Source organism: Lysobacter korlensis, assembly GCF_042434515.1.
The window spans coordinates 1-24,823 of record NZ_JBHLTG010000009.1 but is presented as its reverse complement, the minus strand read 5'-3'; the positions used below and the strand labels follow the sequence as shown (position 1 = coordinate 24,823).

The following is a 24,823-nucleotide window of genomic DNA, read 5'->3' as shown; positions in this document are numbered from 1 at the left end:
GCTCGAGTCTCTGTACGGTATCCCCTTTCGCTGACGTCGAAGAGGAGGGAACCACATGCCGCTAGCGAAAACCCGATCGGACGTGCTCCGCCGCAACAACGTGCGGCTCAGCGGGAATCCGGCGGGCCGGCCGCTGATGTTCGCGCACGGATTCGGGTGCAATCAGGAGATGTGGCGGTACGTGGCTCCGGCGTTCGAGGCGGAGTACCGCGTGGTGCTGTTCGACGCGGTCGGTGCAGGCGGGAGCGACCGCTCCGCCTACGACCGCGGCAAGTACGACTCGTTGCACGGCTACGCGGATGACGTGCTGGAGATCGTCGACACGCTCGGCCTCGACGATGTGGTGTTCGTCGGCCACTCGGTCAGCGCCATGGTGGGCGTGCTCGCCGCCAACCGTGCGTCCTCGCCGATCGGTGCGCTGGTGCTGGTCGGTCCGTCGCCGCGGTATCTCAACGACGACGGCTACCTGGGCGGCTTCGACCGGCCGGACATCGACGCTCTGCTGGATGCCCTCGACGCGAACCACCTCGACTGGTCGGCGCAGCTGGCTCCGGTCATCATGGGCAACCCCGAGCGGCCAGAACTCGGGGCGGAGCTCACAGCGAGCTTCTGCAGCACCGACCCGGCCGTCGCCCGTCACTTCGCCCGGGTGACCTTCCTCTCCGACAACCGCCGGGATCTCGCGGAAGTGCGCATCCCGACCCTGATCCTGCAGTGCACCGACGACGCGATCGCGCCGCGGCCGGTGGGGGAGTACGTGCACAGCCAGATCGCTTCGAGCCGGCTGGTCGTGCTGAACGCGACCGGACACTGCCCGAACCTCTCACACCCAGAGCTGCTGATCCCGCAGCTCCGGACGTTCCTGACCGATGACGCCCCATCCTGACTCGCGAGGCATCGCCGACCCGACGTCGACGGCGCCCGAGGAATCGCTCGAGGACCTCTACGAGCACGCCCCGTGCGGCTATCTCACCTCGACGCTCGACGGCACCGTGCTGCGCGCCAATTCGACCTTCTGCAACCTGATCGGGCGCGAGAGGGGTGACGTTCTCGGCGCGTCGCTCGAGAGCATGCTGACGGTCGGGAGCCGGCTGTTCTACCAGACCAGATATCTGCCGACACTCCGGCTGAACGGTGAGGTCCGCGAGGCGGTGCTCGAGCTCGAGCGCGGCGACGGCGGCACGCTGCCGTCCCTCGTCACCTCGATGGTCGTCGAGCCGTCCGTCGGTGCGGCGTTCGTGCGCACCGCGGTCTTCGACGCCACCGGGCGACGCGACTACGAGCGTGAGCTGCTGGAATCCCGCCGTGCCGCCGAGCGGAGCGAGGCGCGGGTTCGTGTGCTGCAGGCGGCGTCGGCCTCGTTCGGAGCGGCGGCGACCGAGGAGTCGCTCGCGAGCGCACTCGTCGGCGCCGCCCGGGACGCGTTCGACGCCGGCTCCGCGGCAGTGCTCCTCGCCACCGGGTCCGCCCCGCTGCAGGTCAAGGCCGGCACCCGGGCGCTCGGCCCGACCGTCGCCAGGATCGCGGCGGAGCCCGAGCCGGAGGTCATGCGCTCGGCCGAGGCGGTCACGGTGTCGAATCTGGAGGACGCTGAGCGGCAGTTCCCCGGCCTGGCGGAGCGGATGCGTGCGGCACGGCTCGAGTCGCTCAGCGCGGTGCCGCTGCTCGTCGACGAGGTGCCGGCCGGCGTGCTCGCCTGCTACTTCGGCCGGCAGCGCACCCTGGACGAGGATGCGCTCGAGCTGCAGGAATCCCTCGCCCGTCTCGCCGCCCAGGTGCTGCAGCGCATCCGTCTGCAGGCGGAGCTGACGCGGATGGCGCTCCACGATCAGCTCACGGGCCTTGCGAACCGGTCGATGCTGCAGACCCGGCTGGTGCAGGTCCTCGCCTCCGCCGAGCGGTACGGGCGTCCGATGGCGGTCGTGTTCCTCGACCTCGACGGCTTCAAGCGGATCAACGACAAGCTGGGCCACGGGATCGGCGACGTCGCACTGCGGGATGTCGCTCACGCGCTCCAGCGGGTCGTGCGGGTGAGCGACACGCTGGCGAGGTTCGGCGGAGACGAGTTCGTGGTGGTCTGCGAGGATGCCGGCGAGTCCGACGCGCGGACGGTGGCCGAGCGGGTCCGCCAGGCGGTGGAGCTGCCGCTGCACGGGGTCCCCTCCGCCTTCACCCTGACTGCGAGCATCGGCATCGCCGTGCACAATCCGCGGGCGGGCCGGGCCATCTCGGCGGAGAAGCTGCTGACAGCGGCCGACGAGGCGCAGTACGAGTCGAAGCGGGCAGGCAAGAATCGGGTGACCGTCGTCTCGGTCTGACGCAGTCAGGCCCGTTACCCGATCGGCACGGTCAGGGTGCCGAGAGCACTTCAGCTCGCGCCGTGCGGTGCTCTTCCGCGGTGATCACGCCACGAGCGTGAAGGTCGTCGAGCTCGCGAAGGCGGTGCTCCTTCGACCTGCCCGGCGCCAGGAGGTCACTCTCGAGCACCCGGACGGCAAGGTCCGCGTTGAGGGTGACCGGGTTGTGACCGGCGCGTCGCACGCGCCGCGCGTTCACTGCGAGGAGGGCGACGGTGACGGCGAACCCGGCGATCACGACGGCGAGCACGATGCCGAACATGAGGTCGAAGCCCGACGTGTCGGGCGGATTCTCCGGCATGGGGCTCCTCTCCGGCGGCATCGCCTGGTTCCGACGACTGTAGCGCCCCGAGTCGCGGGACGGAGCGCGGCGCCCGTGCGGCCGGCGTTCGAGCGGGGTGCCGCCTCAGTGCGCTCAGACCGCCTCGCCGGTCGGGTCGTCGGCCGCGACGTCTTCGAGCAGTGGTCCGCCGAGCGGGACGCCGGTCCACGACTCGGCGATCCAGCCGAGGCCCGGGTCGCCGTTCAGCACCACCACGCCGGTGTTCTCCAGATGGTTCTCGGCTGCGAATCTGGCGGAGATGTTCCGCGCCCGCCCGGCGACCCACACCCGGATGGCCGCGCCATGGCTGAACACGGCGACCGTTCCGTCGTGCTCGTCCGCGATCCGCTCGATGGCGGCGTCGTACCGGTCGAAGAACTCCGAGCCGCTCGGGCCGCCGGGGAACCGGGCGCTCAGGTCGCCGGCGCCCCAGGAGAGCACGGTGCCCATGTAGGTGTGCTGGGACTGCCGGTCCGTGCGCATCTCGAGCGAGCCGGCCTCGATCTCGTGGAGGCCGTCGCGGACCTTCGTCTCGACTCCGACGTGCCGTGCGAGGGGCTCGGCGGTCAGCTGCGTGCGCAGGAGCGTGGACGCGAAGACGGCGTCCACCTGCTCGTCGCGGAGAGCTCGCGGGATCGCGGCCGCCTGCGCCAGCCCGAGCTCGGTGAGGGGCGCGCCGGGGTGTGCGGTGTCGAGCGCGCCGAGCACGTTCGAGGGGGTCTGCCCGTGCCGGATGAGGAGGAGTCGCATGACGGATGCCAGCCTATGCCGCGCCCGCTCGGAGAACGTCAAGAGCTTCCGGACGGGCCTTGGGTCAAGGGCGGGCCGGCATCAGAGGATCGCGAGAGCGATCGCCAGTCCGGCCAGCACGAACACGGTCGGTGTCATCACCAGGCGCTCCTTCCGGCTGCGGGAGATCGCGTTCAGCGGAATGCCGAGCACCAGGTAGCCGGCGATCACCCACATCGCCACATCGACGACCGGAGTGCCGGGGAAGAGGTCGAGAATGCCGGCCTTCGCCAGGGCGACGACGGCGAACACCACGTACAGCACGATCGAGACGACGCTGCCGATGCGGAGCCGCCGGGGGAGCACCCGGTGCTGCCCGCCCCAGGCGTACTCGCCGAGCGGCGCGCCGGCGACGAGGGCCGCCTGGAACACAGCCAGGGCGGCGAGCAGCAGGCAGAACAACACAGCCAGCACGGTCATGGGGCGCCTTTCCGAACGCGGACCTCCATAGCATGGTGGGGTCCGAACCGCATCCGGGGGAGGCGTGCCGCGATTTCCGCGACCGACTCGCCGAACACATGTTTCGAATGCTCTGGGGGTACCCTGACTTTCCCCTGAACCTGCCCTGAGCGCGTGGACATCTCGCAGGGTGCTCCGGTGAACTGAGGCAATGCTGCATCCGAAACCCGCGAGAGCCCGGTTTGGAGTCCGGGGGCCGCGGGCGACGCCGGCACGCTTCTGGGGGGCGATCGCCCTCGTCTGGGCGGTGCTCCTCGTCGCCTTCGCGTTCGCCATCGCGCCGTCCTTCGCCACCGGGTCGCCGGTGGAGGTCGCCGCCCTCGGGGTCTTCGCCGTCGCATCCGGCATCCTCTGGCTCGGCGGAATCCGGTACCTCGCCATGTGGGTGTCCGGCGGCATGTGGCGCGGGGCCGTGCGCCTCGCGCGAGATGATCGCGCTCTGGCCTCCGCGCGGGTGGCACTGATCGCCTGTGCGGCCGACGACTTCAACGCGGACGCGCTCCGGCGGAGCATCGCGCAGCAGCGGGATGTGACGGTCGTCATCCTGGACGACTCGAAGTCGGAGGCGGGCAAGCGAGCCGTCGACCTGTTCGCCGCGGAGACCGGCGCGGAGGTGCTGCGCCGCAGCGACCGCCGGGGCTTCAAGGCGGGGAATCTCAACACCGGCATCGAGCGGATCGCGTCCCGGTTCGACTATGTCGTGCTGCTCGACAGTGACGACGTGCTGCCGCCCGACTTCGTCGAGCGGGCGCTCGGCCACTTCGCCCGTGACCCGAAGGTGGGCATCGTGCAGGCCAGGCACGTCGCGTGGCGGGGCGACTCCGCGTTCACCGCGCAGTTCGCCGGGCTGCTCGGCACCCACATCGACGTCACGCAACGAGCCCGCAGCGCCGGCGGCTTCTCGATGTTCATGGGTCGCGGCGCGATGATCAGCCTCGAGGCATACCGGGCCGCCGGTGGCATTCCGGAGCTCGTCATGGAGGACGTCGCGTTCAGCCTCGAGGTGCACCGCGCCGGGTACCGGGTCGCGTACGCGCCGGAGATCGTCTGCACCGAGGACTATCCGGTCGACTACGCCGCCTTCCGAAGCCAGCACCGCAAGCTGGTGGAGGGGACCACCGAGTTCGTGCGGCGCTCCTGGCGCCGCATCCTCGGCTCGCGGATGCGCTGGTACGAGAAGATCGACCTGCTGTTCGAGCAGCTCATGATCCCCTTCGGGGCGGTCGTCGGCCTCTCCCTCCTCACCGCGGGCGTGGTGCTCTTCGCGGCCGGAGACGACGTGCGGGCCCCGCTCTGGGTGGCCGGGATGACGTCGCTCAGCATTGCGGCGCCCCTGCTGCCCGAGGCGGCGCGGCTGCTTCGCGCGGAGGGGTTCGGTTCCGCCGCCCGGTACCTGGTGCTCGCCGCTGCCCTCTACGGCTCAGTGCTGGTGCTGACGGTCCGCGCGGCCGCCAAGGTGATGCTCGGCCGAAAGGCGACCTTCCGGGTGACGCCGAAGACCCGAGGGGTTGGCGGACGGTTCTCTGCGGTGCGGATGCTCCGTGCCGAGCTGATCGTCGCGGTCCTTGCTGCGGGCTTCGGACTCTTCGTGCTCGGCAGCGTCGTGCCGGTGCTCGCCCTCATCGGCCCGACGCTTGCGGCGCTCTACCTTGACTCGCTGGCGTCCCGTCCTGCGCCCGTCGAGCTGATCGCCGGGCGAGGAGTTCCGGGCACCACAGTGCGCCACGCCGATACTGTGGGCGTCTGAATCCATTGTCCTCCATTCGGAGGACACGGCACGCCGATAACGGTTGTTTTCGCCCCACTGGCGATAGCAGAATGACCTCCATGCCCGACGTCGACCGATATGCGAAGCACAGTGCGTATACCGATCCGGGGGAGTTCGGCGCTCTGCTCGACGCGCTCCCGACCGATCCGGAAGAGCTCGGCCTCGCCGCCAGGAACGTCATCACGCACTACCGATCGGGGTTCGAGCTGCCCGAGGAGCGCCGTGACGAGGTGCACAGCCGGTGGGTGCGGCGGATCCTGCAGACCGACCAGCTGCGGCATCCCGTCCCGCTGCTCGCAGGCCGGGAGTACATGGAGCGGGTGTTCGGCTGCTGCCGCGACCACTCCCTGTTCTGCGTGGCCACCCTGCGCCAGCACGGGATCCCGGCGCGCAGCCGAGTGGGGTTCGCCGGGTACCTGATGGAGGACTTCTTCGCCGACCATGTGGTCGTGGAGATGTGGACCGGCAGCCGGTGGCGGCGCTTCGACCCGGAACAGAGCCCGGATCGCGACGACTTCGACATGCTCGACCTGCCGGCCGGCCCGCAGGCGCCGTTCGTCACGGCCGCCGAGGTGTGGCGCGAGGCCCGGGCCGGCCGGGTCGACCCCCTGAACTACGGGATCTTCCCCGGGTCGCCCATCGGGGGCCTGGGGTTCGTCCGGGACTACGTGATCCGCGAAGTCGCCCACCGGGAACGGGACGAGCTGCTGCTCTGGGACCAGTGGGGCGCCATGACCGAGCCGTTGGGGCGGACCGCGGAGTTCATCGACGAGATCGCCGCGCTGCTGCTCTACGCCGATGCGGGCGATCAGTCGGCCGAGGAAGAGCTGAAGGCCCGCTACGCCGACGACGACCGCCTGAACCCACGGAGCCGCGTGACCCAGCTCAGCCCCTACGGGCTGGCTGCCGTCGACGTGCAGCTGGCCTAGGCGCCTCCGCGGCTGAGCGGCCGCCTGACGGCGAGCTGCTCAACCGCGGAAGCATCGCTCAGCGGTGCCGCGGTCGCCGCCGCCTCGGGAGCACCACCCGCCGCAGCGTCGGGGAGATCAGCACGAGTGCCACAAGCAGGACCAGCCCCATCCCGATGAGCACCACCGGGTTGGCCGCCGGCGCGAGCGCCGCGGTGACCGAGGTCGAGAGCGGCGTCGCCGCCCGCTCGGTGGCCGCCGGGCCGGGAGCGGCCGTTGCGGTCGGCACCGACCCCGCGGCTGCCGCCTTCTTCTCTGCTGCCGCCTTCTTCTTGGCGGCGGTCTTCGCGGCTGCCGCCTTCTTCTCGGCTGCCGCCTTCTTGTCGGCTGCCGCCTTCTTCTTCTCGGCGGCCTTCCGCTCAGCGGCCTTCTTCTTCTCGGCCTCGGCCTTCTCGGCCGCCGCCTTGTCAGCTGCCGCCTTCTCCTCGGCGGCCCGATCCTCGGCGGCCTGCTCTTCGGCCGTCGGCTCCGGCTCCGGCTCGGGCTCCGGCTCGGGTTTGGGCTCTGGCTTCACGGCGGGGGGCGGGGCGGCGCCACCGCCGGCTCCGCCCGAATACTTCGCGAAGACCTGGACACCCCAGGTCGTGCCGCCGGCTTCGATGAAGGCGACACCGATGTCGGTGAAGTCGCCCATGATGTTCTTGTAGTGGCCGGAGGATTCCATCCAGGCCTGCTGCATCGCAGCACCGGAGTCGTGACCCTGCGCGACGTTCTCGCCGCAGCGGCTCCAGCCGCCCGGGATCTGGCTGCCGACGTTCGGATTGTGGTACATCCGGTTGTCATTCGCCATCTGCTGCGCCCAGGCGGCGGCGACGGCGTCGAGGCTCCCATTCCGCTTCAGCGGGGCGAGCCCGTTGGCGGCGCGCGCGTCGTTCACGAGCGAGTGGATGACCTCGGGCTCGCCGGCGGCGGCCGGGGTGGCGGGCCCGAACGTGACGAGCGCGCCGGAGAGGAGGGCGACCAGCAGTGCGAACACGCCGGCGGGGGAGGAGATTCGTCGGCGCGGGCGGATATCGCTGATGTCCCCCGTGCCGTCTTCGAGAGGGCGGCGAGGAGCCGCAAGCGCGAATTCTGGCATTCCGAAACTTTAACCCGCAGGGGGCCAAACGGCCGTTTCAGAATCGTTACAGGCACCGCCCACGTGTCGTATGTGGATCTCGCAGGTTCGGGCTCGAAGCCCTAGTCCCCCTTGACATTCACGATCTGTCGCAGGGTGTGGAGCACCCTCACGAGGTCCGCGGCATCCGTCATGACCCGGTCGATCGGCTTGTACGCCGCCGGGATCTCGTCGAGGAACGCCACGGTGTCGCGGAACTCGATGCCCTTCATCGCCTCGCGCAGCTGCTGGTGTGTGAACGCCTTCCGGGCTGCGTTCCGCGAGTAGGCGCGGCCCGCGCCGTGCGGCGAGGATTCCAGCGCAAGCTCGTTGCCGAGCCCCTCCACCACGTAGGAGGCGGTGCCCATGGAGCCGGGGATCAATCCGAGTTCTCCGCGCCGGGCCGAGATGGCGCCTTTCCGGGACAGCCACACCCGCTCGCCGGACTGGACGCTCTCTTCGGTGAAGTTGTGGTGGCAGTTGATCCGCTCCCGCTCGGACACCGGTTCCCCGGCCCAGGCGGAGAACTCGCGGATCACGCGGTCCATCATCTCCTCGCGGTTCAGGAGTGCGAAGTGCTGCGCCCAGCCGAGCTCGGTGAGATAGCGGTCGAACTGGGGGGTTCCCTCCTCCAGGTGGGCCAGGTCCGGATCGGGCAGCTGGGTTCCGGAGCGCTCCGCCACGCGCCGCGCGACCTCGATGTGGTGCTGCGCGATCCTGTTGCCGATGCCGCGGCTGCCTGAATGGAGGAACAGCCACACCGCGTCCGTCTCGTCGAGTGACACCTCGATGAAGTGGTTGCCGCTGCCCAGCGACCCGAGCTGCAGCCGCCACGTGTCGCTGTACGACCCGGGATCGAATCCGCCGGCCGTGGCGAGCACCTCCAGCTCGCGGATGCGAGGTTCCGCTGTCGGCTCGATCCGCTTGTTCCGGCCGCCCGCCGAGAGAGGGATCGCGTTCTCGACCCGCTCCCGCAGGCGGCGGAGCGTTCCGCCAGGAATCCGGGAACGCGACTCGATGTCGGGAAGCGAGAATTGCGTGCGGACCGCGATCATGCCGCACCCGATGTCCACGCCCACCGCCGCCGGCATCACCGCCCGCAGCGTCGGGATCACCGATCCGACGGTGGCACCCAGGCCGAGGTGGGCGTCGGGCATCAGCGCCACGTGCGGGTGGATGAACGGCATCGTCGCCGTTCGGCTCGCCTGCGCCTCAGCGGCCGGGTCGAGGATGCTGGCCCAGCTGAGCAGGCGGTCGTTGATCCGTCTCATCGGCGCGATTCTGCTCGGCGCGGTTGGGAGCCCGCCACGAATGCGTGGCGTCCCCTTGGCTGGGAGGCGGCTGGATTGCATGGGAGGTGGCTGGGAGCGGCGCGGGTCGGCGAGTCCCCCGGGGGCGCGGTGCGAGCGTGGTACTCACCCGAAGCACGATGCAGGAGAGGACCACGCCGTCATGGCCAAGCACCGAGCAACCCCAGCCCCGAGACCAGCCTGGTGGCGCCCGAAGCGCTCCCGTTCGGTCCCCGCGATGCATACGAACACCGCACCGATGCTGCAGCTCACGACCGGCAAGAGCTGACGACCTGCGCCGAGGGCGAGGTCGGGGAAGTCCGCCCTCGGCGCATCCCTCATCCCGCCCGCCGCCGCCTCAGTACGACGTCCAGCCGAAGCCGGCATCTTCCGGCGGTGGGCCGGCAGGCAGGTCCCCGGCACCGAGCAGGCTGCGAGTGAGTGCCTCCCGGGCCGACAGCAGCTCGTCGAGCGCGGCGGGGAGGTCCGCGTCGCGGACCTCGCGTCCGGCCTCGGCGGCCCGCAGCACGACGCGCCGCATCAGCTCCTTCGCGAACGATGCGGTGACACCCGTCGAGCGGTGCGCGGCCGCTTCGATGGTCGCCTCGCCGAGCGGGAGGCCCTCGGCGTAGAGCCGGAACAGTCGCGCCCGGGCGACCGCATCCGGCAGCGGGATCTCCACCGCGAGGTCGACGCGGCCGGGTCGCTCGGCGAGTGCCCGCTCCAGCAGCTCCACGCGGTTCGTGGTCATCACGAATGTGACGTCAGCGTCGCCCGTCAGGCCGTCCAGGGCGTCGAGCACGGCGAACAGCAACGGTTGCGGGCCGAACCGCCCGCGTTCGTGGGCGATGAGGTCGATGTCCTCGAGCACCACGAGCGCCGGCTGCATCGCGCGGGCGAGCTCCGTCGCCTCGCTGACGAAATGGATGCTCGGGCCGGTGAGCAGCACGGCCGTGGTTCCCGGGGTTGTGGCGAGCAGGTGCCGCACGGTCAGCGTCTTGCCGGTGCCTGGCGGTCCGTAGAGCAGCACGCCGCGCTTGAGGTGCCTGCCGGCGGCCCGGAGCCGCTCCCGGTGGGTGCCGATGCCCACCACGTGGCGTGAGATCGTCTCCAGCACGCCGTCGGGCAGCACCACGTCGTCGGCCGACACGTCCGGCCGCTCGAGGAAGGCTGCGCCGCCCACATGCGGGTCGAAATCGCCGCCGGTGAAGGTCAGCACCTTGCCGCGGAGCACGCTGAATTCCAGCATCAGTCGCCGGAGCTCGCTCAGCAGGCGGCCGGAGTGGTCGCGGTCGGCGCTCAGCACCTCGATTCGGGCGGACTCCCGGCCGAACTCGCGGCGTGAAGCCCGTTGCAGGACTGCGACGGGTGCGCCATCGAACTCGAAGAGCCGCATCCCGAACGCGACCGTCTGCCGTTCCGTGGACGGGCCGGTGGGGGCGGGGGCGAAGTCGACCGGGCCGAGGTCGAAGAAGGCGTATGGAGAGGTCAGGAGCGCCGGCAGCGGCTCGTGCTCGCGCTGTTGCCCGCCGGTGACACCGACCAGCCGCCCATCGGGGCCGGCCATCGCCTCCAGCGCAATGTCCAGGTCGACGAATCGATGCGATGGGACGTCCTCGGTGACCAGTGGCAGCCGGTCGACCGCCGTGCCGAGGTGCTCCTGCACCGCCCGGCCGAGCGGAGTGAGCCCCACCTGCATCCGCGGCGGAAGCGTGTTCACCCGCTCGATGAGCGACCGGAACCCCTCGAGGAACCCCTCCAGCCTCTCGTCGTCGGGCAGGGGCATGGGCGGGGTCTCGGTCACGGGGCCATTCTGTCGGAATGACGGCGTACCGGGAGGCTCGGTCTTCTAGGCTCGACGCATGCCGTCGTTCCGGGTGCAGCTGGAGATCGGCGCACTCCGCCCGGGTGTCGCTCCGGATCGGGTGCTTTCGGCGGCCGCCGACGCTGCCGCCGAGTTCGCGGAGGTCGAGGCGTCCGATCTGGCCGTCGTCGCGGGCGCTCCGCGAGCGATCGTCCGGTTCGCGATCGACGATCCGGAGCTGGCGGACCAGGTGGCATCGCAGGTCGTGACGCGAACGGCGGCACTCGCCGAGGTGCGGCGCTGGAGCCTGACCCGGCGAGAGCGCGGGCAATGGGTTCCGGCGGCCCCTCACCGAGCGTAGGCGGCCGGTGCTCCCCGGCGACGCCAGCGGCCGCGTGCCATCATTGGCGACGACCCTTTCCCGCGTTTCTCGAGAGTCTTGATGTCCGACAGCCCCATCTCGGCGACGCCGTACGAGATCCTCGGTGTGAGTTCGACCGCTCCGCATGAGGAGATCCGGCGCGCCTACCGGCGGCTGCTGCGGGCCACCCACCCGGATGTCGGCGGCGACGCGACGCGGTTCATCGCGGTGCAGAAGGCCTGGGAGCGCATCGCGACACCGGAGGACCGTGCTGCCTACGATCGCGGGCAGCGTCCGGCGGAGGAGCACCACACCTGGGCGCCGACTCCGCCGCCGCGTCGGCCGGACACCCGGCCGAGCGCCCGCTCCTACGGTCACCCGGGCGGCTGGCGCCGGGAGCGATATCTCACGCTGATCCGGGAGTGGGCCGGTCGCGGTGCCGACCTGCCGGATCCGTTCGATCCCGCCCTCGTCCGGAGCGCGCCCCGCGAGCTGCGGCACCTGCTGGCGGACGCGCTCGCGGAGGAGGCGACGGCACGCACGCTGTCCGGGCTCGGCATCGGGTTCACGCTCTGGCACGACGTTGCGACGGACCCCAGCGGTCCCGGGAACCGGAAGATCGACCACGTCGTGCTCGGGCCCACCGGGCTCTTCGCGCTCCAGTCCGAGGACTTCGGTGGACCGGTGCGCGTCAAGCGCGGCGAGCTCGTCGGCGAGGCGGTCGCCGACGAACGTCCGATGCGCGAGCTCGAGGCGCGGGCGAAGGCGCTGTCCCGCGCGGTCCGGGCGAAGTTCACCGGCCTCGTCATCGTGCTTCCCGATGACGCGGCGCCGGAGTCGTACCTCGAACTCGGCACCTCCCGCGGAGCGACGACGGCGATCACCACCCAGTCCTTCCTGCCCACGCTGCTCCGGAACGGCATCCCCGGCTCGCGTCCCATCGGCGGCAACGAGCTGTTCGACCTGCGCACCCGCCTGCAGGCGGGCATCCGATTCGTCTGACCGTATCGCGGCTCGGCATCCTTGGGGCTCCCCGAGAAAGCCTCGACCCGCGCGGGCCGCCTGCCTACTGTCGAAGAGGGATCCGACCTCGGGAGGCACCATGACCCAAACGCACTCCGGCACCGGGAAGCCGGCACCCGCGCGGACGGCGGGTGCCAGGCACAATCCCCGGCTGGTCCGGAACGTCGCGTCAGGCATCACACAGCTCGAGCATGCCCACACGAACGTGTTCCTCGTCGTGGAGCGCGGTGCGGCCGGAGGCCGAGGAGTGACCCTCGTCGACACCGGACTGCCCGGGACCTGGCGGTACCTGCGGCACGCGCTGTCGGCAATCGATCGGGATCTCGACGACCTCAAAGCCGTCGTGCTGACCCACGCGCACTTCGATCACCTGGGGATGGCCCGGCGACTGCAGCAGGAGCTTTCGATCCCGATCTGGGCGCACGGCCGGGAGTGGTACCTGGCCGCGCACCCCTACCGTTACGCCCACGAGTCGTCGCGTCTCTCATACGCGGCGCGATACCCGATGGCGCTGCCGATCATCGGCCGGATGGCGGCCGCCGGGGCGCTGCGGGTGCCCGGCGTCGAGTCGCTCGAGGATCTGGCGAACTCCGATGAGCTCGACGTGCCGGGCCGCCCGCGCCTGATCTTCACGCCGGGCCACACCTACGGGCACACGGCGCTGCACTTCCCCGACCGCGACGCGGTGATCACCGGCGACGCGCTGGTCACGCTCGACCCATACACCGGCTTCGAGGGTCCGCAGATCGTGTCCGGTGCGGCGACCGCCGACAGCGCGATGGCGCTGGCGTCGCTCCAGGACCTGGTGGCGACGGGCGCGCGCGTGGCGCTGCCCGGTCACGGGGATCCCTGGCGGGACGGCATCCGCTCCGCGGTCACCGAGGCGCTGGAGCGGGGTCCGTCCTGATTCAGCCTTCGTCCTCGGTGCGGAAGCCGATGATCTTGTGCGTGCCGTCGCAGAACGGCTTGATGGTGGACTTGCCGCAGCGGCAGAGCGCAACGGTGCGCCGCGCCCGGGGGATCGGCTGCCCGTCCGCCGTGAGGATCTCCACATCGCCGCGAACCAGGAACGGCCCGTTCGGGCACGCGAACACGCTGCCGGCCGGCGGCTCAGGGCCCGTCATCCGCACCTCCGTGCGACAGCCTCCGGCGAAGCTCGCGCATCGGGGTTCCCGCGCGGAGCACCCGCGACCCGGCGTACGGCACGCCGCCACGCAGGCGCCAGCCCAGAGCGACCCACACGGCCACTGCACGCTCCAGCAGCCACGCCGGCGCCCACAGCGCGGCGGTCGCCGGGAAGACGTTCGCGCCGCCCGCGCGGCGCCGGCCTGCCTCGGCCAGGGTGACCGCGGCTCCCGCGACCGGCAGCAGCCGTAGCGGCCGGCGCGCCGCCCAGATGAGCAGCGGCAGCAGACCGAGCTCCACGGCGAGCCGCACCGGCTGTGCGAAGTCGTCGTATGCCTGGCGCACCCGCTGCCCGGCGAAGTGCCGCACCGTGGGCGGGAGCCGGCGGACGTACACGCCGTCGGCGCGCACCTCACGGCCGCCGGCGGCCCGCACGGTGCGCAGCAGCTCGAGGTTCTCGAACAGCACGTCGCCGTCATAGCCGCCGGTGGCGAACAGCGCGGACCGCCGGATCGCGAACGTGCCGGGATAGTCGGACCCGAACGCGCGGTTGAGCAGCGACCGCGCGGTGTCGTGCCGGGCGTGCCAGGGGAGGGTCTGTCCCGGCGGGACCGAGAAGTAGTTCTGCGGCCGGACGATGTCCGCCGAGTCGAGCAGGCGGAGAACGGCGTCGAGCGACTCGTCGTCGTACCGGACGTCGTCGTCCGCCAGCACGACCCGCTCCGCCCGCGCCAGCAGCACCCCGGTGAGCACGCCCGCCACCTTGCCGTTCCGCCCGGGCCAGGGCTCCGGCGGGAGGTGCCGCACGAGCCCCCGCCACCGCGCCGCGTGCCGTGCGAAGACGAGCTCCGGCGAGCCGTCGACCACGGTGACCGGAATGCGCGTGGCGAGCCGGCGGAGGTAGTCGGTGAGCTCATCCAGGCCCTCGTCGGAGGTCCAGCGCAGTGGCAGCACGTATTCGGAGTGCGGCGAATCGCCGCGTGCGGCGGCCGAGGGTGCTCCGCTCACGCCGGCTGCGGCTCGGGAAGTGGCTGCCGCAGCGACGAGCGCCCCGCCGTCCATGCGTCGAACATGTGCCTGGCCATGGCACCATCCACGGACAGGCACGCGGCGGCGCCGAAGAGCACGTCGTCCAGCAGCTCCGGCGACGCCTCGACCAGCCCGCCGGCCAGGTCATGCGCCGCGACCTGCTCGTGGACCGCATCCGCCTCGACGTGCTCGTCGAAGTACCAGGTGGCCTCCCGGTCGAACCCGAGCCTGCGGAAGCCGTTGCCGTACAGCCGGTTCGGGATCGAGGAGGTCATCTCGAAGGCGGCGAGATGCCCGACGACCGCGCCGCGCAGGCGGCGGTGCAGACCGAAGAACGACATGGTGTTGAGCGAGGTGAGGGTCACCGCGGGCACGAGGTCGACGTAGCGGCCGTACGATGCGTCGAGCCCGGCGGCCCGCATGGTGCCGGCGAAGATCGCCGAATGCATCCGGCCCGGTCGGCCTTCGCCGTACTCGTCGTTCTGGATCTCGACGAGCGCCGCCTTCGCGCGGCCGGTGAGACGCGGTATGGCCCAGCTGTGCGGGTCGGCCTCCTTCAGCGTGTAGATGGACCGCTGCACCAGGAATTCGTGCAGCTGCTCGAGGGTCGCCTGCTTCGCGAAGAAGCGGGACAGGCTCGGCCCCTGGTCCTCCGCGGTGAGCTCGAACAGCCGCTGTGCGACCGCGGATCGGGTGGGCTCCGGGCGCTCGGGCTGGTGCACGGCGCCCCGCAGGGCGCTCTCGAAGGCCGCCTCGATCTCATTCCGGGCGCCGAGGAGGGCGGGGTCCCACTCCAGCGACTCGTCAACCCCGTCGATCCCGCCGTAGTGCAGCTCGTAGAGGCAGAACAGACTCAGCTGTAGGTCGTCGTCCGTGAGGAGGTCTTCCGTCGCCGGCAGCGCCCGGACCGCTTCAGCCGCGAACACGTCGGCGCCGCCGCCGTCGGCGAGCGCGGAGAGCAGCGCCGCGCTGACCGGGCCGCGTGCGGTCGGCAACGGCATGGGCCGCTGAACGACTGGAGTGTCGAAAGAGGCTGGGGTGTCGAGGGAGGGAGGAGCGTCGGCCATGAGACCTCGTTCGTCGATGGTCAAATGTCGGGGCTCGGCTTCGGCGCGTCGCCGGCGGGCGCCGCGTCGGTGTCCGCCTCGCCGCTCTGCCGCGCGCTCGGTCCCGCGTCGGAGGTGGCTGGATCGCCGGTCCCTGTCGCGAGCCGCGCCTCGTCGCTGTCGAGGTTCGGGGGCGTGGTCAGGGCATCGCTCCGGTCGGGCACAGGCTGGTCGGTCATGCGTTCACGGTAACCAGACGGCCCCGCCGGGGGGCGTCGTTTCGGCTGATTTTCAGGCTGTCCGGCCCGGCTTTGCGGTGCGTCGGAGGCCACCTAGCGTGGGAGATGAACGGACGGACACGAGGATCGGAGCGCGGGATGAAGTTCGCAGACTGGCTGTTCGAGCAGCTCGAGCGGGATGACTACGTCGGGGACCTCGCGCGGAGGGTCGAGGGGGACGACCTCTTTCCCGACAGCGGGAACCGCGCGATCTACGAAGGGTACTTCGAGACCTTCGACGCCGAGGTGCAGGCGCAGTTCGACCGGGTCTGGGACGCCTGGGAGGCGGAGGCGTAGCCGACTCGGATCAGGTGGGCCCGGAGCCGTCCGGGAGGCGCTGCGGATCGTTCGCGGAGGGGATGCCCATCCCGAAGTCCGCATCGTCGTCCGCCGTGAACGACTCGTCGTCGGTGTCGGCGGAGACCGGCTCCTTCGGAGCGCCGATCCGCTCGAACGGATTCCCGTCGGAGCCGAGCTGGTCGTACTCGGGATCCGGCTCGGTGGCGTCGTCCACGTCCTCGCCGGCGTTCGGAACGCGATCCTGTGCGTCGGTCATCGGGCGCGCTCAGGGGTTCCGCTCGTCCGGGTCCAGGTGTGGCTCCTCGCCGTCGGCGACATCGCCGACCGCGCCGCGCTGGCCCCCTGGCCGCAACGGGTTCCCGAACTCGTCGGGGGCGAGGTCGTCACTGCCGCCGCCGTCGCCTTCCCCCGCGAGCTCGTCCATCAGCCCGCCGGTCTGGTCGAACGTCGCGTCGCGGCCGTCCTCATCCGCACCCGCCGATCCGCGGGTGCCGGTGTTCTCAGTCATGCCTTCACCCTGCCGAGCGGGAAGCGAGCGGGCAAGGCGTTCCGGTGAGCGGTCGGAGAACTCTCAGCGCCGATCCGGCCCGACGACGGTCAGGATCCGGGTCGCAGCGCCTCCTGCCATCCCGGGAGGCCGGTGCTGCGGTCACGGTGCGTCTCCAGCGGCCCGGCGGAGCGGCTCGCCGGGTCCTCGTCGATCGTCCCGCGCTCGTCGACGGTGTCGACCTTCTCGTCCGCCTCGAACGGGTCCAGGCTCTCGTCCTCGGGCAGTCCCGAGTCGTTCATCGTTCGTCCCATGCTTCGACGCTAAGTCTGCATCGCCAGGGTGGATAGCAGGCGCGGGGGATCGGGAGGTCCTCCCCAGTCGGCTCGCCGTTTCGGACGTCGCACCCCCGTCCCGATGGGCGCCGGCGTCGGGGGTGCGGGTTAGTCTGGCCCACGGCCGAAGTGGCCGAACCGGAGGCCCTGTGTTCCTGCTCGAGAATTCGCTCGTCTACAGCGCGAGCGACCTGAAGGCTGCGGCCGAGTGCGAGTTCGCCCTGCTGCGCGCGCTCGACGCGAAGCTGAAGCGGATCGACGCCGTCGTGGAGCCCGAGGACCCGATGAACGAGCGGGCGAAGCACCTCGGCGACGCCCACGAACTGCGGCAGCTGGAGCGGTACCGCGCGGAGTTCGGGGTCGCCTCGGACCTCACCGGCCGGGGAGTGGTGGAGATCGAGCGCCCGCCGACCGCCCGGGAGGCCCTCGAGCAGGCCGCCGCCGCCACCGCGATCGCACTCCGGGGCGAAGCGGACGTGGTGTTCCAGGGCACCTTCTTCGACGGCCGGTTCCTCGGCTACGCGGACTTCCTCGTGCGGTCCGCGAACCGCATCGAGGTGTACGACACGAAACTCGCCCGCAAGGCCCGGGTCACCGCGCTCCTGCAGCTGGCCGCATACGCGGAGCAGCTGCAGCGGCTGGGCATCGAGCCCGGTGAAGAGGTGCACCTCCTCCTCGGCACCGGCGAGACCAGCACCCATCGCCTGAGCGACATCCTGCCGGTGTACCGCCTGCGCCGCGACCGGCTGGTGCAGATCCTCGACGAGCGGATGGCGGCCGACGGGCCGGTTGCATGGGGGGACCCGCGCTACGTGGCATGCGGGCGCTGCGCGACCTGCGAGCTCGAGGTCGATGCGCACCGCGACGTGCTGCTCGTGGCCGGGCTGCGGATCACCCAGCGGGCACGGCTGCGCGAAGCGGGCATCCAGACGATCGACGAGCTCGCCGCCTCGGCCGGGCCCGTCTCCGGGATCGCCGACGCCACGGTGGAGGCGCTCCGGGCCCAGGCGCGGCTCCAGGTGGGTGTGCCTGCACTCGTCGGGGCCGGAGCCGTACCCGCTCCTCCCGAGAAGTCGGGCGAGCTCGTCTACGAGATCTTCGCGCCGAAGGCCCTCGAGGTGCTGCCTCCGAAGAGCGCAGGCGACATCTTCTTCGACTTCGAAGGAGACCCGCTCTACTTCGAGAACGGCGAGTGGGGCATCGACTACCTGTTCGGCGTCGTCGAGGCGGGCAGCGAGCGGTTTGTGCCGTTCTGGGCGCACGATCTGCGCGAGGAGCGTGCGGCGCTCGTCGCGTTCCTGGAGTACGTGCAGGAACGCCGGCGCCGGCACCCCGACCTGCACATTTACCACTACGCGAGCTACGAGCGCACGCATCTGCAGTCACTCTGCGCCCGGCACGGCGTCGGTGAGGACGCGCTGGACGAGCTGCTGCGCGACCACGTGCTCGTCGACCTGTATCCGATGGTGAAGCGCAGCGTCCGCGTGGCATCCCGGTCCTACTCGCTGAAGAAGCTGGAACCGCTCTACATGGGCGACGAGCTGCGCAGCAGCGAGGTGCTGACGGCCGGAGCGTCGATCGACGCCTACGTCGAGTACACGCGCCTGCGCGACAACGGCGACGAATCGCTTGCCGCACACCAGCTGGGCGAGATCGCCGACTACAACCGCTACGACTGCGTCTCCACCCTGCGCCTGCGGAACTGGCTCCTCGACCGGGCCGCGGAACGCGGCGTGTTCCCGCTGGGTGAGATCGACGTCGAGCGCAACGTGCCGAACGAGGATCCGGACCCGCTTCGCGACGACCTGCTGCGACTCGCCGGCGATCCGCTCGATCCGGCCCGCGACGGCGACTGCACGTCCCTCGCACTCGCCGCTGCCGCGATCGACTTCCACCGCCGGGAGCGGAAGTCGTTCTGGTGGGAGCACTTCAACCGGCTGGTCGCCCCGATCGAGGACTGGCAGGACACACGTGACGTGTTCCTGATCGACGCGGCCCGGATCGTGTCCGACTGGACGGTGACGCCGCGCAGCATCAAGCGACAGCTCCACGTGCGCGGGCGGCTCGCGCCCGGCAGCAAGCTGGCGGCCGGGTCAGGCGCGTTCCTCGTCTACGGCAGGCCGGCACCGTTCGACGACCCATCGCTCGACCGCCGCGGCCGCGTCGCGCACAGTCGGGTCAACATCCTCGAAGCGCGCGACGACGGCACCTTCCTGATCGAGGAGGGCCTCGGCGCCGATCTCACCGAGTACGACCACATCCCGATGGCCATCACACCGGGCGCCCCGCCCAACGTGAAGCGTCAGGAGGAGGCGATCCTCGAGTGGGGCCGCGCACTGCGCGACGCACGCACCGGACCGGACCCGCGCTGGCCTGAGGACGCGGCGCTCGACCTGCTCCGCCGCGTTCCGCCACGGGGCGCCGCCATCTCGCCGATCGTCGACGGCGAGTCGGTCGACGCCATCCGCGACAGCCTGCTCGGGCTGCACTCCTCCTACCTGGCGGTGCAGGGCCCGCCCGGCACCGGCAAGACCTACGTCGGCGCCCACGTGGTCGCCGACCTCGTGCGCAACCACGGTTGGCGGGTGGGCGTCATCGCGCAATCCCACAACGTCGTCGAGAACATGCTGGAGGGCATCGTCGACGCCGGCGTCAGCCGGGACCGCGTGGCGAAGAAGCCTCGCAAGGAGCCCTACGAGCGGGACTGCCGGTTCACCGTTCTCGCCGGAAACGCGTATGCACAGTTCGCGGCGGAGCACGAGGACGGGTTCGTCCTGGGTGGCACCGCATGGGACTTCTCGAACCCGGAGCGGGTGCCGCGACGCTCACTCGACCTGCTGGTGATCGACGAAGCCGGCCAGTTCTCGCTCGCCGCCACGATCGCGGCGAGCGTCTCGGCCAAGAATCTGCTGCTCCTCGGCGACCCGCAGCAGCTGCCGCAGGTGAGCCAGGGCATCCATCCGGAGCCGGTCGATGAATCCGCCCTTGCCTGGGTCGCCGCGGGCGCCGAGGTGATGCCGGCCGACCGCGGGTATTTCCTCGCCGAGAGCTGGCGTATGCACCCGGCCGTGACGGAGAGTGTGTCGGAGCTCTCGTACCAGGGCCGGCTGCGGTCGCATGCGGCGCGCACCGCACGGCGCGCGCTCGACGGCGTGCCGCCGGGCCTGCATCCGGTGCCGGTGCTGCACGCCGGGAACTCCACCGAGTCGCCGGAGGAGGCCGACCGGGTGGTGGAGATCGCCGCCGGGCTGCTCGGCAGGCGCTGGACCGCACCGGACGAGGAGCGGTTCGACGCGCCGCTCACCGCGGACGACCTCATCGTGGTGGCGCCCTACAACGCGCAGGTCGCGCGCATCCGGGAACGCCTCGAGGCCGCAGGCCTCGCCGGGATCCGGGTGGGCACGGTCGACCGGTTCCAGGGCCAGGAGGCGGTGGTGGCGCTCGTCTCGCTCTCGGCGTCGTCGGCGCTCGAGGTGCCCCGTGGGATGTCGTTCCTGCTCATGCCGAACCGGCTGAACGTTGCGATCTCACGCGCCAAGTGGGCGGCGTACCTCATCCACTCACCGGCGCTGGTCGACTACCTGCCGCGCACGCACGAAGGGCTGGCCGAGCTGAGCGGCTTCGTCAGGCTCGTCCGCCGGTAGCGCAGGCCCAGCTCGGTCACTGCGTCGGTCGGGCGGACCCTCGATCAGGGAAGCGATCCCTGCGGGTCGGCGCTGGTGCCACGGCCGATCTCGTTCAGCACGTCGGGATCGGCTTCGTCCGCGGTGCCGATGTCGGCGTCTGCGTCGGGAAGCTCCGGCTTGCGTTCCGGTCCGGGGTTCTCAGCGTCGAAGTCCCGGTCGTCGCCGGAAACAGAAGAACCGCTCGTGTCGCTCATGCCTTCAAGCGTAGGCAGAGCGACACGAGCGGTTCACGGCTTGACGCGATTCCTCGGGAACCGCTGAGGTTCGCCGTGTGGCGTTACTTGGCCTTCTCGAGAAGGTCGAGCAGCTCGGACTTGCTCAGGCGCGAGTACCCGGTGAGCCCGAGGCTCTTCGCCTGCTCGCGCAGCTGCGTGACGCTGGCGGAGCCGGCGGTGCGGGTGGTGCTCGGCGCAGCTGCGGCAGCGCTCTTCTGCGCGGACTTCGCTCCCGACGCCGCGAACTCGGGCGCCTGGAACTGCGGGGCGAGTGACTCCGGCTTGCCGGTTGCCTTGGCGGCGGGCGCAGCCTTCGGAGCCGCAGCCGTGGTCGCCGTGGTCGCCGGCTTGGTCGCCTTCGGCGCCGACTTGGCCGGAGCCTTGGCGGCGGGAGCCTTCGGCGCCGTGCCTGCCTTCGGCGCAGCCGCCTTGGCGGTGGCGACCTTCGGAGCGGCGGCCTTCGCGACCGGAGTTGTGGTCACCGGTGCGGCCGACGTGTCGGTGGCCTCGCGCGCCGCTGCGGCCGCAGGCTCGCTCGCACGCGCCGGCGCCTGAGCGGCTGGTGCCGTGGCTGCCGCCGGGGTGGCGGCCGGCTGGGCCGGAGCTTCGACGGGCGCGCTCGGTGCGGGAACCGCCTGCACGCGCTCCGCGATCGGCGCGTGGGCCTCGGTCGACAGCTCAGCGACTGCCGTCGGCTGCTTCTTCTTGAACAGGTTGGTGAACCAACGCATAGGTGTACTCCAGGAACGTCATTGGGAGGGGGAAGACGCTTCTAGTCTGACTCACGCCGCGCGGAAAGATCACCGCGACACCGGCATGGCAGAAAACCCGACGTGGCGTCGGGGGAGGGGATACGCGAGACAGCGCGGGTCGCGGGCCGTTCTCCGGTGGCCCGCCGCGCCGGAGGTTCAGTCCAGTGAGGTGCCTGCTCCCGTCGCCGTGTTGCCGGGGCCGAGCGCACCGCCCGGCTTGGATGCGCGCTTGGATTGCGTGTCGTCCTGGTCGGTCTGGTCGCGGTCGGCCTGGTCGAGATCGTCTGGATCGCCGCCCGGATGCGCTTCCGCGGTCGGCCGGGCCGCCGCGGCGGCGCCGATCACGGTCGCTGACGGATCCTTCGACTGCAGCGCCGCGGAAGTCGAGTCCTCCGGCTCCGCGGTCGGGCTGGTGCCCTCCGCGTCGCGACCGTCCGTCGCGTAGCGCTGCGGCGCGTCGGTCGGCGGGCCCTCCGGAAAGCTCATGACCGCCACGCTAGCCACCGGCGCCGACGCCGCTTTTCCGGCGCGAGCCGTTCTCCCCGAACTCTCAGCCTCGATGCCAGTTCTGCCCGACCGGCCCGCGCAATAGACTCCGGATCACCACAGGCACGGATCACCACAGGCACGGATCACCACCTCCTGCGGATCGCCGAGACGAGAGGACGCCGACATGGTTCCAGAGATCAACATCTGGGCGGTGCTGCTCGCGACGCTGTCCAGCATGCTGGTCGGTGCACTGTGGTACTCCAAGCCGCTGTTCGGCCGGCGCTGGGTCGAGCTCGCGCGGGTGGACGAGTCGCGGATGCAGTCGAGCGCCGTCGGTGCTTACATCGTGACGATCTTCGCGAGCTTCCTCACCGCCGCGGTGCTGGCCGGCTCTGTGGCGATCGCGCAGGAGTTCTACGGCGGGTCGTTCTTCCTGAACAGCCTGGTGACCGCGGTGATCCTCTGGATCGGGTTCACGGCGGCGCGGTTCCTGACGCACGACGCCTTCGAGCGTCGCCCGGCCGCGCTGACCACGATGAATCTCGGCTACGAGCTCGTGACGATCCTGGTGATGGCGGCGATCATCGGCGCATTCGGGTCCTGATCGTCCAATGCCCGTGAGCCCGTCGCGCTATTCGTGCTCGAGCTGCTCCGGGTCGTTCATGGCGTCGCTCGGCATGTCGAGGTCCGCGTCGGCCGGGATGCTGCCGTCCTTCAGCGTGTTCTCCGCGGCCTGATCGCGGCCGCCGTACGCCCCGGAAGGGTCCCGGATCCCGTCCTTCTCGCCTGTGCTCATTTCCGGTCGCTTCCCGTCTCGTCCATGCCCGCGTCGGCAGCCGGGTCGAGCTGACGCTCGTCCGCAACGATGTTCCCCTCGATGAGGGCGTCCCGATTCCCGCCGCGTTCCTCCACGGCACGCTTGCCCTCAGCTCCGGTCTGCTCCATCGCCCCATCGTCCGAGCACACCCTGGGTGCGGCCTGTGCGAGAAGCGGCTTGCACCCGAACCTGTCGGCTGATTGACTCTCCCGCGGTGGACGTCGCAATCCTTGTCGTGCTGGTCATCGCGCTGGCGCTGTTCTTCGATTTCACCAACGGGTTCCACGACACGGCGAACGCCATGGCTACTCCGATCGCCACCCGCGCGCTCACCCCGAAGACGGCCGTGACCGTCGCCGCGGTGCTCAATCTCGTGGGCGCATTCCTCAGCACCGAGGTCGCTCGCACGATCTCCGGCGGCCTGATCCGCGAGGGCGACGGCGGGATCTCCATCACGCCGACGATGATCTTCGCCGGGCTGATCGGCGCCATCGTCTGGAACATGACGACCTGGCTGCTGGGGCTGCCGAGCTCCTCCAGCCACGCGCTGTTCGGCGGGCTGATCGGCGCAGCAGTCGTCGGTGCCGGTTTCGGCGCGATCGATGGCGGGGTGTTCCTGTCGAAGATCGTCTTCCCGGCACTGCTCGCACCGCTGATCGCCGGACTGGTGGCGTTCACAGCGGCGAAGATCGCGCTCGGCGTCACGCGATCGGTGCCGGATGAGCGCGGCCGATTCCGTCGCGGGCAGGTGTTCACCTCGTCGCTCGTCGCCTTGGCGCACGGCACCAACGACGCGCAGAAGACGATGGGCGTGATCACCCTCACCCTGATCGCCGCCAACATGCAGGAGCCGGGCACGGGCCCGGAGTTCTGGGTCATCTTCGTCTGCGCGGTCGCCATCGCCCTCGGCACCTACGTCGGCGGCTGGCGGATCATCCGCACGATGGGGGTCGGGATCACCGACGTCACCCCGCCGCAGGGCTTCGCCGCCGAGGCGTCGACCACCGCCACCATCCTCGCTTCATCCCACCTCGGATTCGCGCTGTCCACCACCCAGGTGGCGAGCGGCTCCGTGATCGGGTCGGGGCTCGGCCGTGACCGCCGCGCCGTACGGTGGAGCGTCGCCGGACGAATCGCGATCGCCTGGCTCATCACCCTGCCGGCCTCCGCCGGCGTCGCCGCGATCGCCGAATGGGTGGCGAGGATCGGCGCCGTCGGCATCGTGATCGACTCGGTCGCCGCCGTGGTCATCGTGCTCGGGATGTTCCTGATCTCCCGGCGCAACCGGATCAGCCACCACAACGTCACCCGGTACCCGGTGCCCGTCTCGCCGCGCCCGGTGAATGAGCCCGTCGAGTGATCGATTGGGCCGCGTTCGCGATCGTCGCGCTCGCATCGGTCCCCGCCGCCTGCGTTGTGGTCACCCTCTTCGCCGTGGGTGTGCGGCTGCGCGTCGCTGGCCACTGGGCGCAGTACCTCTGCTTCGCCCTCTGCGGGGCGGCCGTGCTGTTCGGCATCTACCTCATCGTCCCGGCACTGCACGGCTGACGCCGCTCGGCCGTTCGCGGCGGCTGAGGGGGCGCATGCGTAGAGTGGAGTCGTCGGTCAGTCGAAGGAGTCTGCCATGGCAACGACGCCACAAGCGTCCGCACAACCGCACACCGAATCCGGCCCCGCCGTGTTCCCCACCAGGAGCTCCCGGCGAAGCGCCGCACCCGGCACCCGTATCGAGACGGACTCGCTCGGGTCGCTGGAGGTGCCGAGCGACGCCTATTGGGGGATCCACACCGCCCGGGCGATGACCAACTTCCCCATCTCCCGCCGGGCGATCAGCAACTACCCGGATCTGATCCGTGCTTTGGCGCGGGTGAAGCAGGCTGCGGCGCGGGCGAATAGGGATTTGGGGGTGTTGGATGCGGGGAAGGCGGATCTGATTGATCGGGTGTGTGAGGAGATCGCCGGCGGGGCGCTGCATGAGCAGTTCGTGGTTGGGGTGATTCAGGGTGGTGCGGGTACGAGCACGAACAT

General features: G+C 70.9%; 31 protein-coding genes. 13 read left to right on the top strand and 18 right to left on the bottom strand.

The genetic code is table 11. The annotated features are described in order from the left end of the window. Window positions 1–55: 55 nt before the first annotated feature. Together ACFFGH_RS27975 and ACFFGH_RS27970 are read left to right on the top strand one after the other, a co-directional pair. Window positions 56–886, top strand: coding sequence for an alpha/beta fold hydrolase (locus tag ACFFGH_RS27975; RefSeq protein ID WP_386674768.1), 831 nt, complete (start codon window positions 56–58; stop codon window positions 884–886). Then, window positions 870–2,318 (top strand): sensor domain-containing diguanylate cyclase, encoded by a 1,449-nt coding sequence (locus tag ACFFGH_RS27970; RefSeq protein ID WP_386674765.1) that lies wholly within the window; start codon window positions 870–872, stop codon window positions 2,316–2,318. Before ACFFGH_RS27975 ends, ACFFGH_RS27970 begins: the two co-directional genes overlap by 17 nt. Before the next feature lie 31 nt (window positions 2,319–2,349). On the opposite strand, the gene ACFFGH_RS27965 is transcribed toward ACFFGH_RS27970, so the two are convergent. The 3 genes from ACFFGH_RS27965 to ACFFGH_RS27955 form a co-directional block, all read right to left on the bottom strand. Next, the gene (locus tag ACFFGH_RS27965; protein WP_386674762.1) at window positions 2,350–2,658 is read right to left on the bottom strand and encodes an SHOCT domain-containing protein; all 309 of its coding nucleotides are present in this window, start codon (window positions 2,656–2,658) and stop codon (window positions 2,350–2,352) included. 114 nt (window positions 2,659–2,772) lie between these two features. Next, window positions 2,773–3,429 carry a histidine phosphatase family protein gene (locus ACFFGH_RS27960; RefSeq protein WP_386674760.1) on the bottom strand — a complete coding sequence of 219 codons (657 nt, stop codon included), beginning with the start codon at window positions 3,427–3,429 and terminating at the stop codon, window positions 2,773–2,775. Window positions 3,430–3,510: 81 nt separating this feature from the next. Then, window positions 3,511–3,888, bottom strand: coding sequence for a hypothetical protein (locus tag ACFFGH_RS27955; protein WP_386674758.1), 378 nt, complete (start codon window positions 3,886–3,888; stop codon window positions 3,511–3,513). Between the two features lie 190 nt (window positions 3,889–4,078). Between ACFFGH_RS27955 and ACFFGH_RS27950 the strand changes: the two genes are divergently transcribed. Further along, window positions 4,079–5,674, top strand: coding sequence for a glycosyltransferase family 2 protein (locus ACFFGH_RS27950; RefSeq protein WP_386674755.1), 1,596 nt, complete (start codon window positions 4,079–4,081; stop codon window positions 5,672–5,674). Window positions 5,675–5,754: 80 nt separating this feature from the next. Beyond that, the gene (locus ACFFGH_RS27945) at window positions 5,755–6,624 is read left to right on the top strand and encodes a transglutaminase domain-containing protein (RefSeq protein WP_386674752.1); all 870 of its coding nucleotides are present in this window, start codon (window positions 5,755–5,757) and stop codon (window positions 6,622–6,624) included. Window positions 6,625–6,682: 58 nt separating this feature from the next. On the opposite strand, the gene ACFFGH_RS27940 is transcribed toward ACFFGH_RS27945, so the two are convergent. From ACFFGH_RS27940 to ACFFGH_RS27930, 3 genes are all read right to left on the bottom strand, one after another. Continuing rightward, window positions 6,683–7,741, bottom strand: coding sequence for a CAP domain-containing protein (locus tag ACFFGH_RS27940; protein WP_386674749.1), 1,059 nt, complete (start codon window positions 7,739–7,741; stop codon window positions 6,683–6,685). Window positions 7,742–7,842: 101 nt separating this feature from the next. Next, on the bottom strand, window positions 7,843–9,030 hold the full coding sequence (locus ACFFGH_RS27935) for an RtcB family protein (RefSeq protein ID WP_386674746.1): 1,188 nt from the start codon (window positions 9,028–9,030) through the stop codon (window positions 7,843–7,845). Window positions 9,031–9,406: 376 nt separating this feature from the next. Continuing rightward, on the bottom strand, window positions 9,407–10,852 hold the full coding sequence (locus tag ACFFGH_RS27930; protein ID WP_386674744.1) for an AAA family ATPase: 1,446 nt from the start codon (window positions 10,850–10,852) through the stop codon (window positions 9,407–9,409). Window positions 10,853–10,910: 58 nt separating this feature from the next. On the opposite strand from ACFFGH_RS27930, the gene ACFFGH_RS27925 reads away from it, so the two are divergent. The 3 genes from ACFFGH_RS27925 to ACFFGH_RS27915 all read left to right on the top strand — a co-directional run bounded on the left by ACFFGH_RS27925 (window position 10,911) and on the right by ACFFGH_RS27915 (window position 13,143). Next, a complete protein-coding gene (locus ACFFGH_RS27925; RefSeq protein WP_386674741.1) occupies window positions 10,911–11,213 on the top strand; it encodes a hypothetical protein in 303 nt (100 codons plus the stop codon). An 81-nt stretch (window positions 11,214–11,294) separates the two neighbouring features. Next, complete coding sequence (locus ACFFGH_RS27920; RefSeq protein ID WP_386674739.1) at window positions 11,295–12,215, top strand: J domain-containing protein; 921 nt, start codon at window positions 11,295–11,297, stop codon at window positions 12,213–12,215. Window positions 12,216–12,315: 100 nt separating this feature from the next. Further along, window positions 12,316–13,143 (top strand): MBL fold metallo-hydrolase, encoded by an 828-nt coding sequence (locus ACFFGH_RS27915; protein ID WP_386674737.1) that lies wholly within the window; start codon window positions 12,316–12,318, stop codon window positions 13,141–13,143. Window position 13,144: 1 nt separating this feature from the next. Here the strand turns inward: ACFFGH_RS27915 and ACFFGH_RS27910 are convergent, their stop codons facing one another. The 4 genes from ACFFGH_RS27910 to ACFFGH_RS27895 are packed head-to-tail and all read right to left on the bottom strand — an operon-like array spanning window position 13,145 to window position 15,675. Next, a complete protein-coding gene (locus ACFFGH_RS27910) occupies window positions 13,145–13,360 on the bottom strand; it encodes a CDGSH iron-sulfur domain-containing protein (RefSeq protein WP_386674734.1) in 216 nt (71 codons plus the stop codon). Further along, complete coding sequence (locus ACFFGH_RS27905) at window positions 13,347–14,369, bottom strand: glycosyltransferase family 2 protein (RefSeq protein ID WP_386674731.1); 1,023 nt, start codon at window positions 14,367–14,369, stop codon at window positions 13,347–13,349. The genes ACFFGH_RS27910 and ACFFGH_RS27905 overlap by 14 nt, the downstream gene beginning before the upstream one ends. Continuing rightward, a complete protein-coding gene (locus tag ACFFGH_RS27900; RefSeq protein WP_386674728.1) occupies window positions 14,366–15,457 on the bottom strand; it encodes an iron-containing redox enzyme family protein in 1,092 nt (363 codons plus the stop codon). The genes ACFFGH_RS27905 and ACFFGH_RS27900 overlap by 4 nt, the downstream gene beginning before the upstream one ends. A gap of 20 nt (window positions 15,458–15,477) precedes the next feature. Then, entirely contained in the window at window positions 15,478–15,675 is a 198-nt protein-coding gene (locus ACFFGH_RS27895) for a hypothetical protein (protein ID WP_386674725.1), read from the bottom strand. A gap of 138 nt (window positions 15,676–15,813) precedes the next feature. On the opposite strand from ACFFGH_RS27895, the gene ACFFGH_RS27890 reads away from it, so the two are divergent. After that, the gene (locus tag ACFFGH_RS27890) at window positions 15,814–16,011 is read left to right on the top strand and encodes a YozE family protein (RefSeq protein ID WP_386674722.1); all 198 of its coding nucleotides are present in this window, start codon (window positions 15,814–15,816) and stop codon (window positions 16,009–16,011) included. Window positions 16,012–16,021: 10 nt separating this feature from the next. Here the strand turns inward: ACFFGH_RS27890 and ACFFGH_RS27885 are convergent, their stop codons facing one another. The 3 genes from ACFFGH_RS27885 to ACFFGH_RS27875 form a co-directional block, all read right to left on the bottom strand. Beyond that, window positions 16,022–16,270, bottom strand: coding sequence for a hypothetical protein (locus tag ACFFGH_RS27885; RefSeq protein ID WP_386674719.1), 249 nt, complete (start codon window positions 16,268–16,270; stop codon window positions 16,022–16,024). Between the two features lie 9 nt (window positions 16,271–16,279). After that, on the bottom strand, window positions 16,280–16,522 hold the full coding sequence (locus ACFFGH_RS27880; RefSeq protein ID WP_386674716.1) for a hypothetical protein: 243 nt from the start codon (window positions 16,520–16,522) through the stop codon (window positions 16,280–16,282). A gap of 89 nt (window positions 16,523–16,611) precedes the next feature. Then, window positions 16,612–16,815: a hypothetical protein gene (locus ACFFGH_RS27875; protein WP_386674713.1), complete on the bottom strand. Its 204-nt coding sequence runs from the start codon at window positions 16,813–16,815 to the stop codon at window positions 16,612–16,614. Between the two features lie 170 nt (window positions 16,816–16,985). On the opposite strand from ACFFGH_RS27875, the gene ACFFGH_RS27870 reads away from it, so the two are divergent. Then, a complete protein-coding gene (locus ACFFGH_RS27870; protein WP_386674710.1) occupies window positions 16,986–20,480 on the top strand; it encodes a TM0106 family RecB-like putative nuclease in 3,495 nt (1,164 codons plus the stop codon). Window positions 20,481–20,524: 44 nt separating this feature from the next. On the opposite strand, the gene ACFFGH_RS27865 is transcribed toward ACFFGH_RS27870, so the two are convergent. The 3 genes from ACFFGH_RS27865 to ACFFGH_RS27855 all read right to left on the bottom strand — a co-directional run bounded on the left by ACFFGH_RS27865 (window position 20,525) and on the right by ACFFGH_RS27855 (window position 21,975). Next, complete coding sequence (locus tag ACFFGH_RS27865) at window positions 20,525–20,716, bottom strand: hypothetical protein (protein ID WP_386674708.1); 192 nt, start codon at window positions 20,714–20,716, stop codon at window positions 20,525–20,527. A gap of 83 nt (window positions 20,717–20,799) precedes the next feature. Further along, a complete protein-coding gene (locus tag ACFFGH_RS27860; RefSeq protein WP_386674705.1) occupies window positions 20,800–21,468 on the bottom strand; it encodes a Rho termination factor N-terminal domain-containing protein in 669 nt (222 codons plus the stop codon). A gap of 177 nt (window positions 21,469–21,645) precedes the next feature. Continuing rightward, a complete protein-coding gene (locus ACFFGH_RS27855) occupies window positions 21,646–21,975 on the bottom strand; it encodes a hypothetical protein (protein ID WP_386674702.1) in 330 nt (109 codons plus the stop codon). A 187-nt stretch (window positions 21,976–22,162) separates the two neighbouring features. Here ACFFGH_RS27855 and ACFFGH_RS27850 point away from each other — a divergent pair, with 187 nt between their 5' ends. Continuing rightward, entirely contained in the window at window positions 22,163–22,582 is a 420-nt protein-coding gene (locus ACFFGH_RS27850) for a DUF1761 domain-containing protein (RefSeq protein WP_386674700.1), read from the top strand. Between the two features lie 27 nt (window positions 22,583–22,609). Here the strand turns inward: ACFFGH_RS27850 and ACFFGH_RS27845 are convergent, their stop codons facing one another. Together ACFFGH_RS27845 and ACFFGH_RS27840 are read right to left on the bottom strand one after the other, a co-directional pair. Beyond that, window positions 22,610–22,774 carry a hypothetical protein gene (locus ACFFGH_RS27845; RefSeq protein WP_386674697.1) on the bottom strand — a complete coding sequence of 55 codons (165 nt, stop codon included), beginning with the start codon at window positions 22,772–22,774 and terminating at the stop codon, window positions 22,610–22,612. Further along, window positions 22,771–22,923: a hypothetical protein gene (locus ACFFGH_RS27840; RefSeq protein WP_386674694.1), complete on the bottom strand. Its 153-nt coding sequence runs from the start codon at window positions 22,921–22,923 to the stop codon at window positions 22,771–22,773. Before ACFFGH_RS27840 ends, ACFFGH_RS27845 begins: the two co-directional genes overlap by 4 nt. 86 nt (window positions 22,924–23,009) lie before the next feature. Between ACFFGH_RS27840 and ACFFGH_RS27835 the strand changes: the two genes are divergently transcribed. The 3 genes from ACFFGH_RS27835 to ACFFGH_RS27825 all read left to right on the top strand — a co-directional run. Then, on the top strand, window positions 23,010–24,155 hold the full coding sequence (locus ACFFGH_RS27835; RefSeq protein WP_386674691.1) for an inorganic phosphate transporter: 1,146 nt from the start codon (window positions 23,010–23,012) through the stop codon (window positions 24,153–24,155). Continuing rightward, a complete protein-coding gene (locus ACFFGH_RS27830) occupies window positions 24,152–24,343 on the top strand; it encodes a hypothetical protein (RefSeq protein ID WP_386674689.1) in 192 nt (63 codons plus the stop codon). Before ACFFGH_RS27835 ends, ACFFGH_RS27830 begins: the two co-directional genes overlap by 4 nt. A gap of 76 nt (window positions 24,344–24,419) precedes the next feature. Further along, window positions 24,420–24,823: lyase family protein (locus ACFFGH_RS27825; RefSeq protein WP_386674686.1), on the top strand; the 404-nt coding region annotated here is incomplete at its 3' end.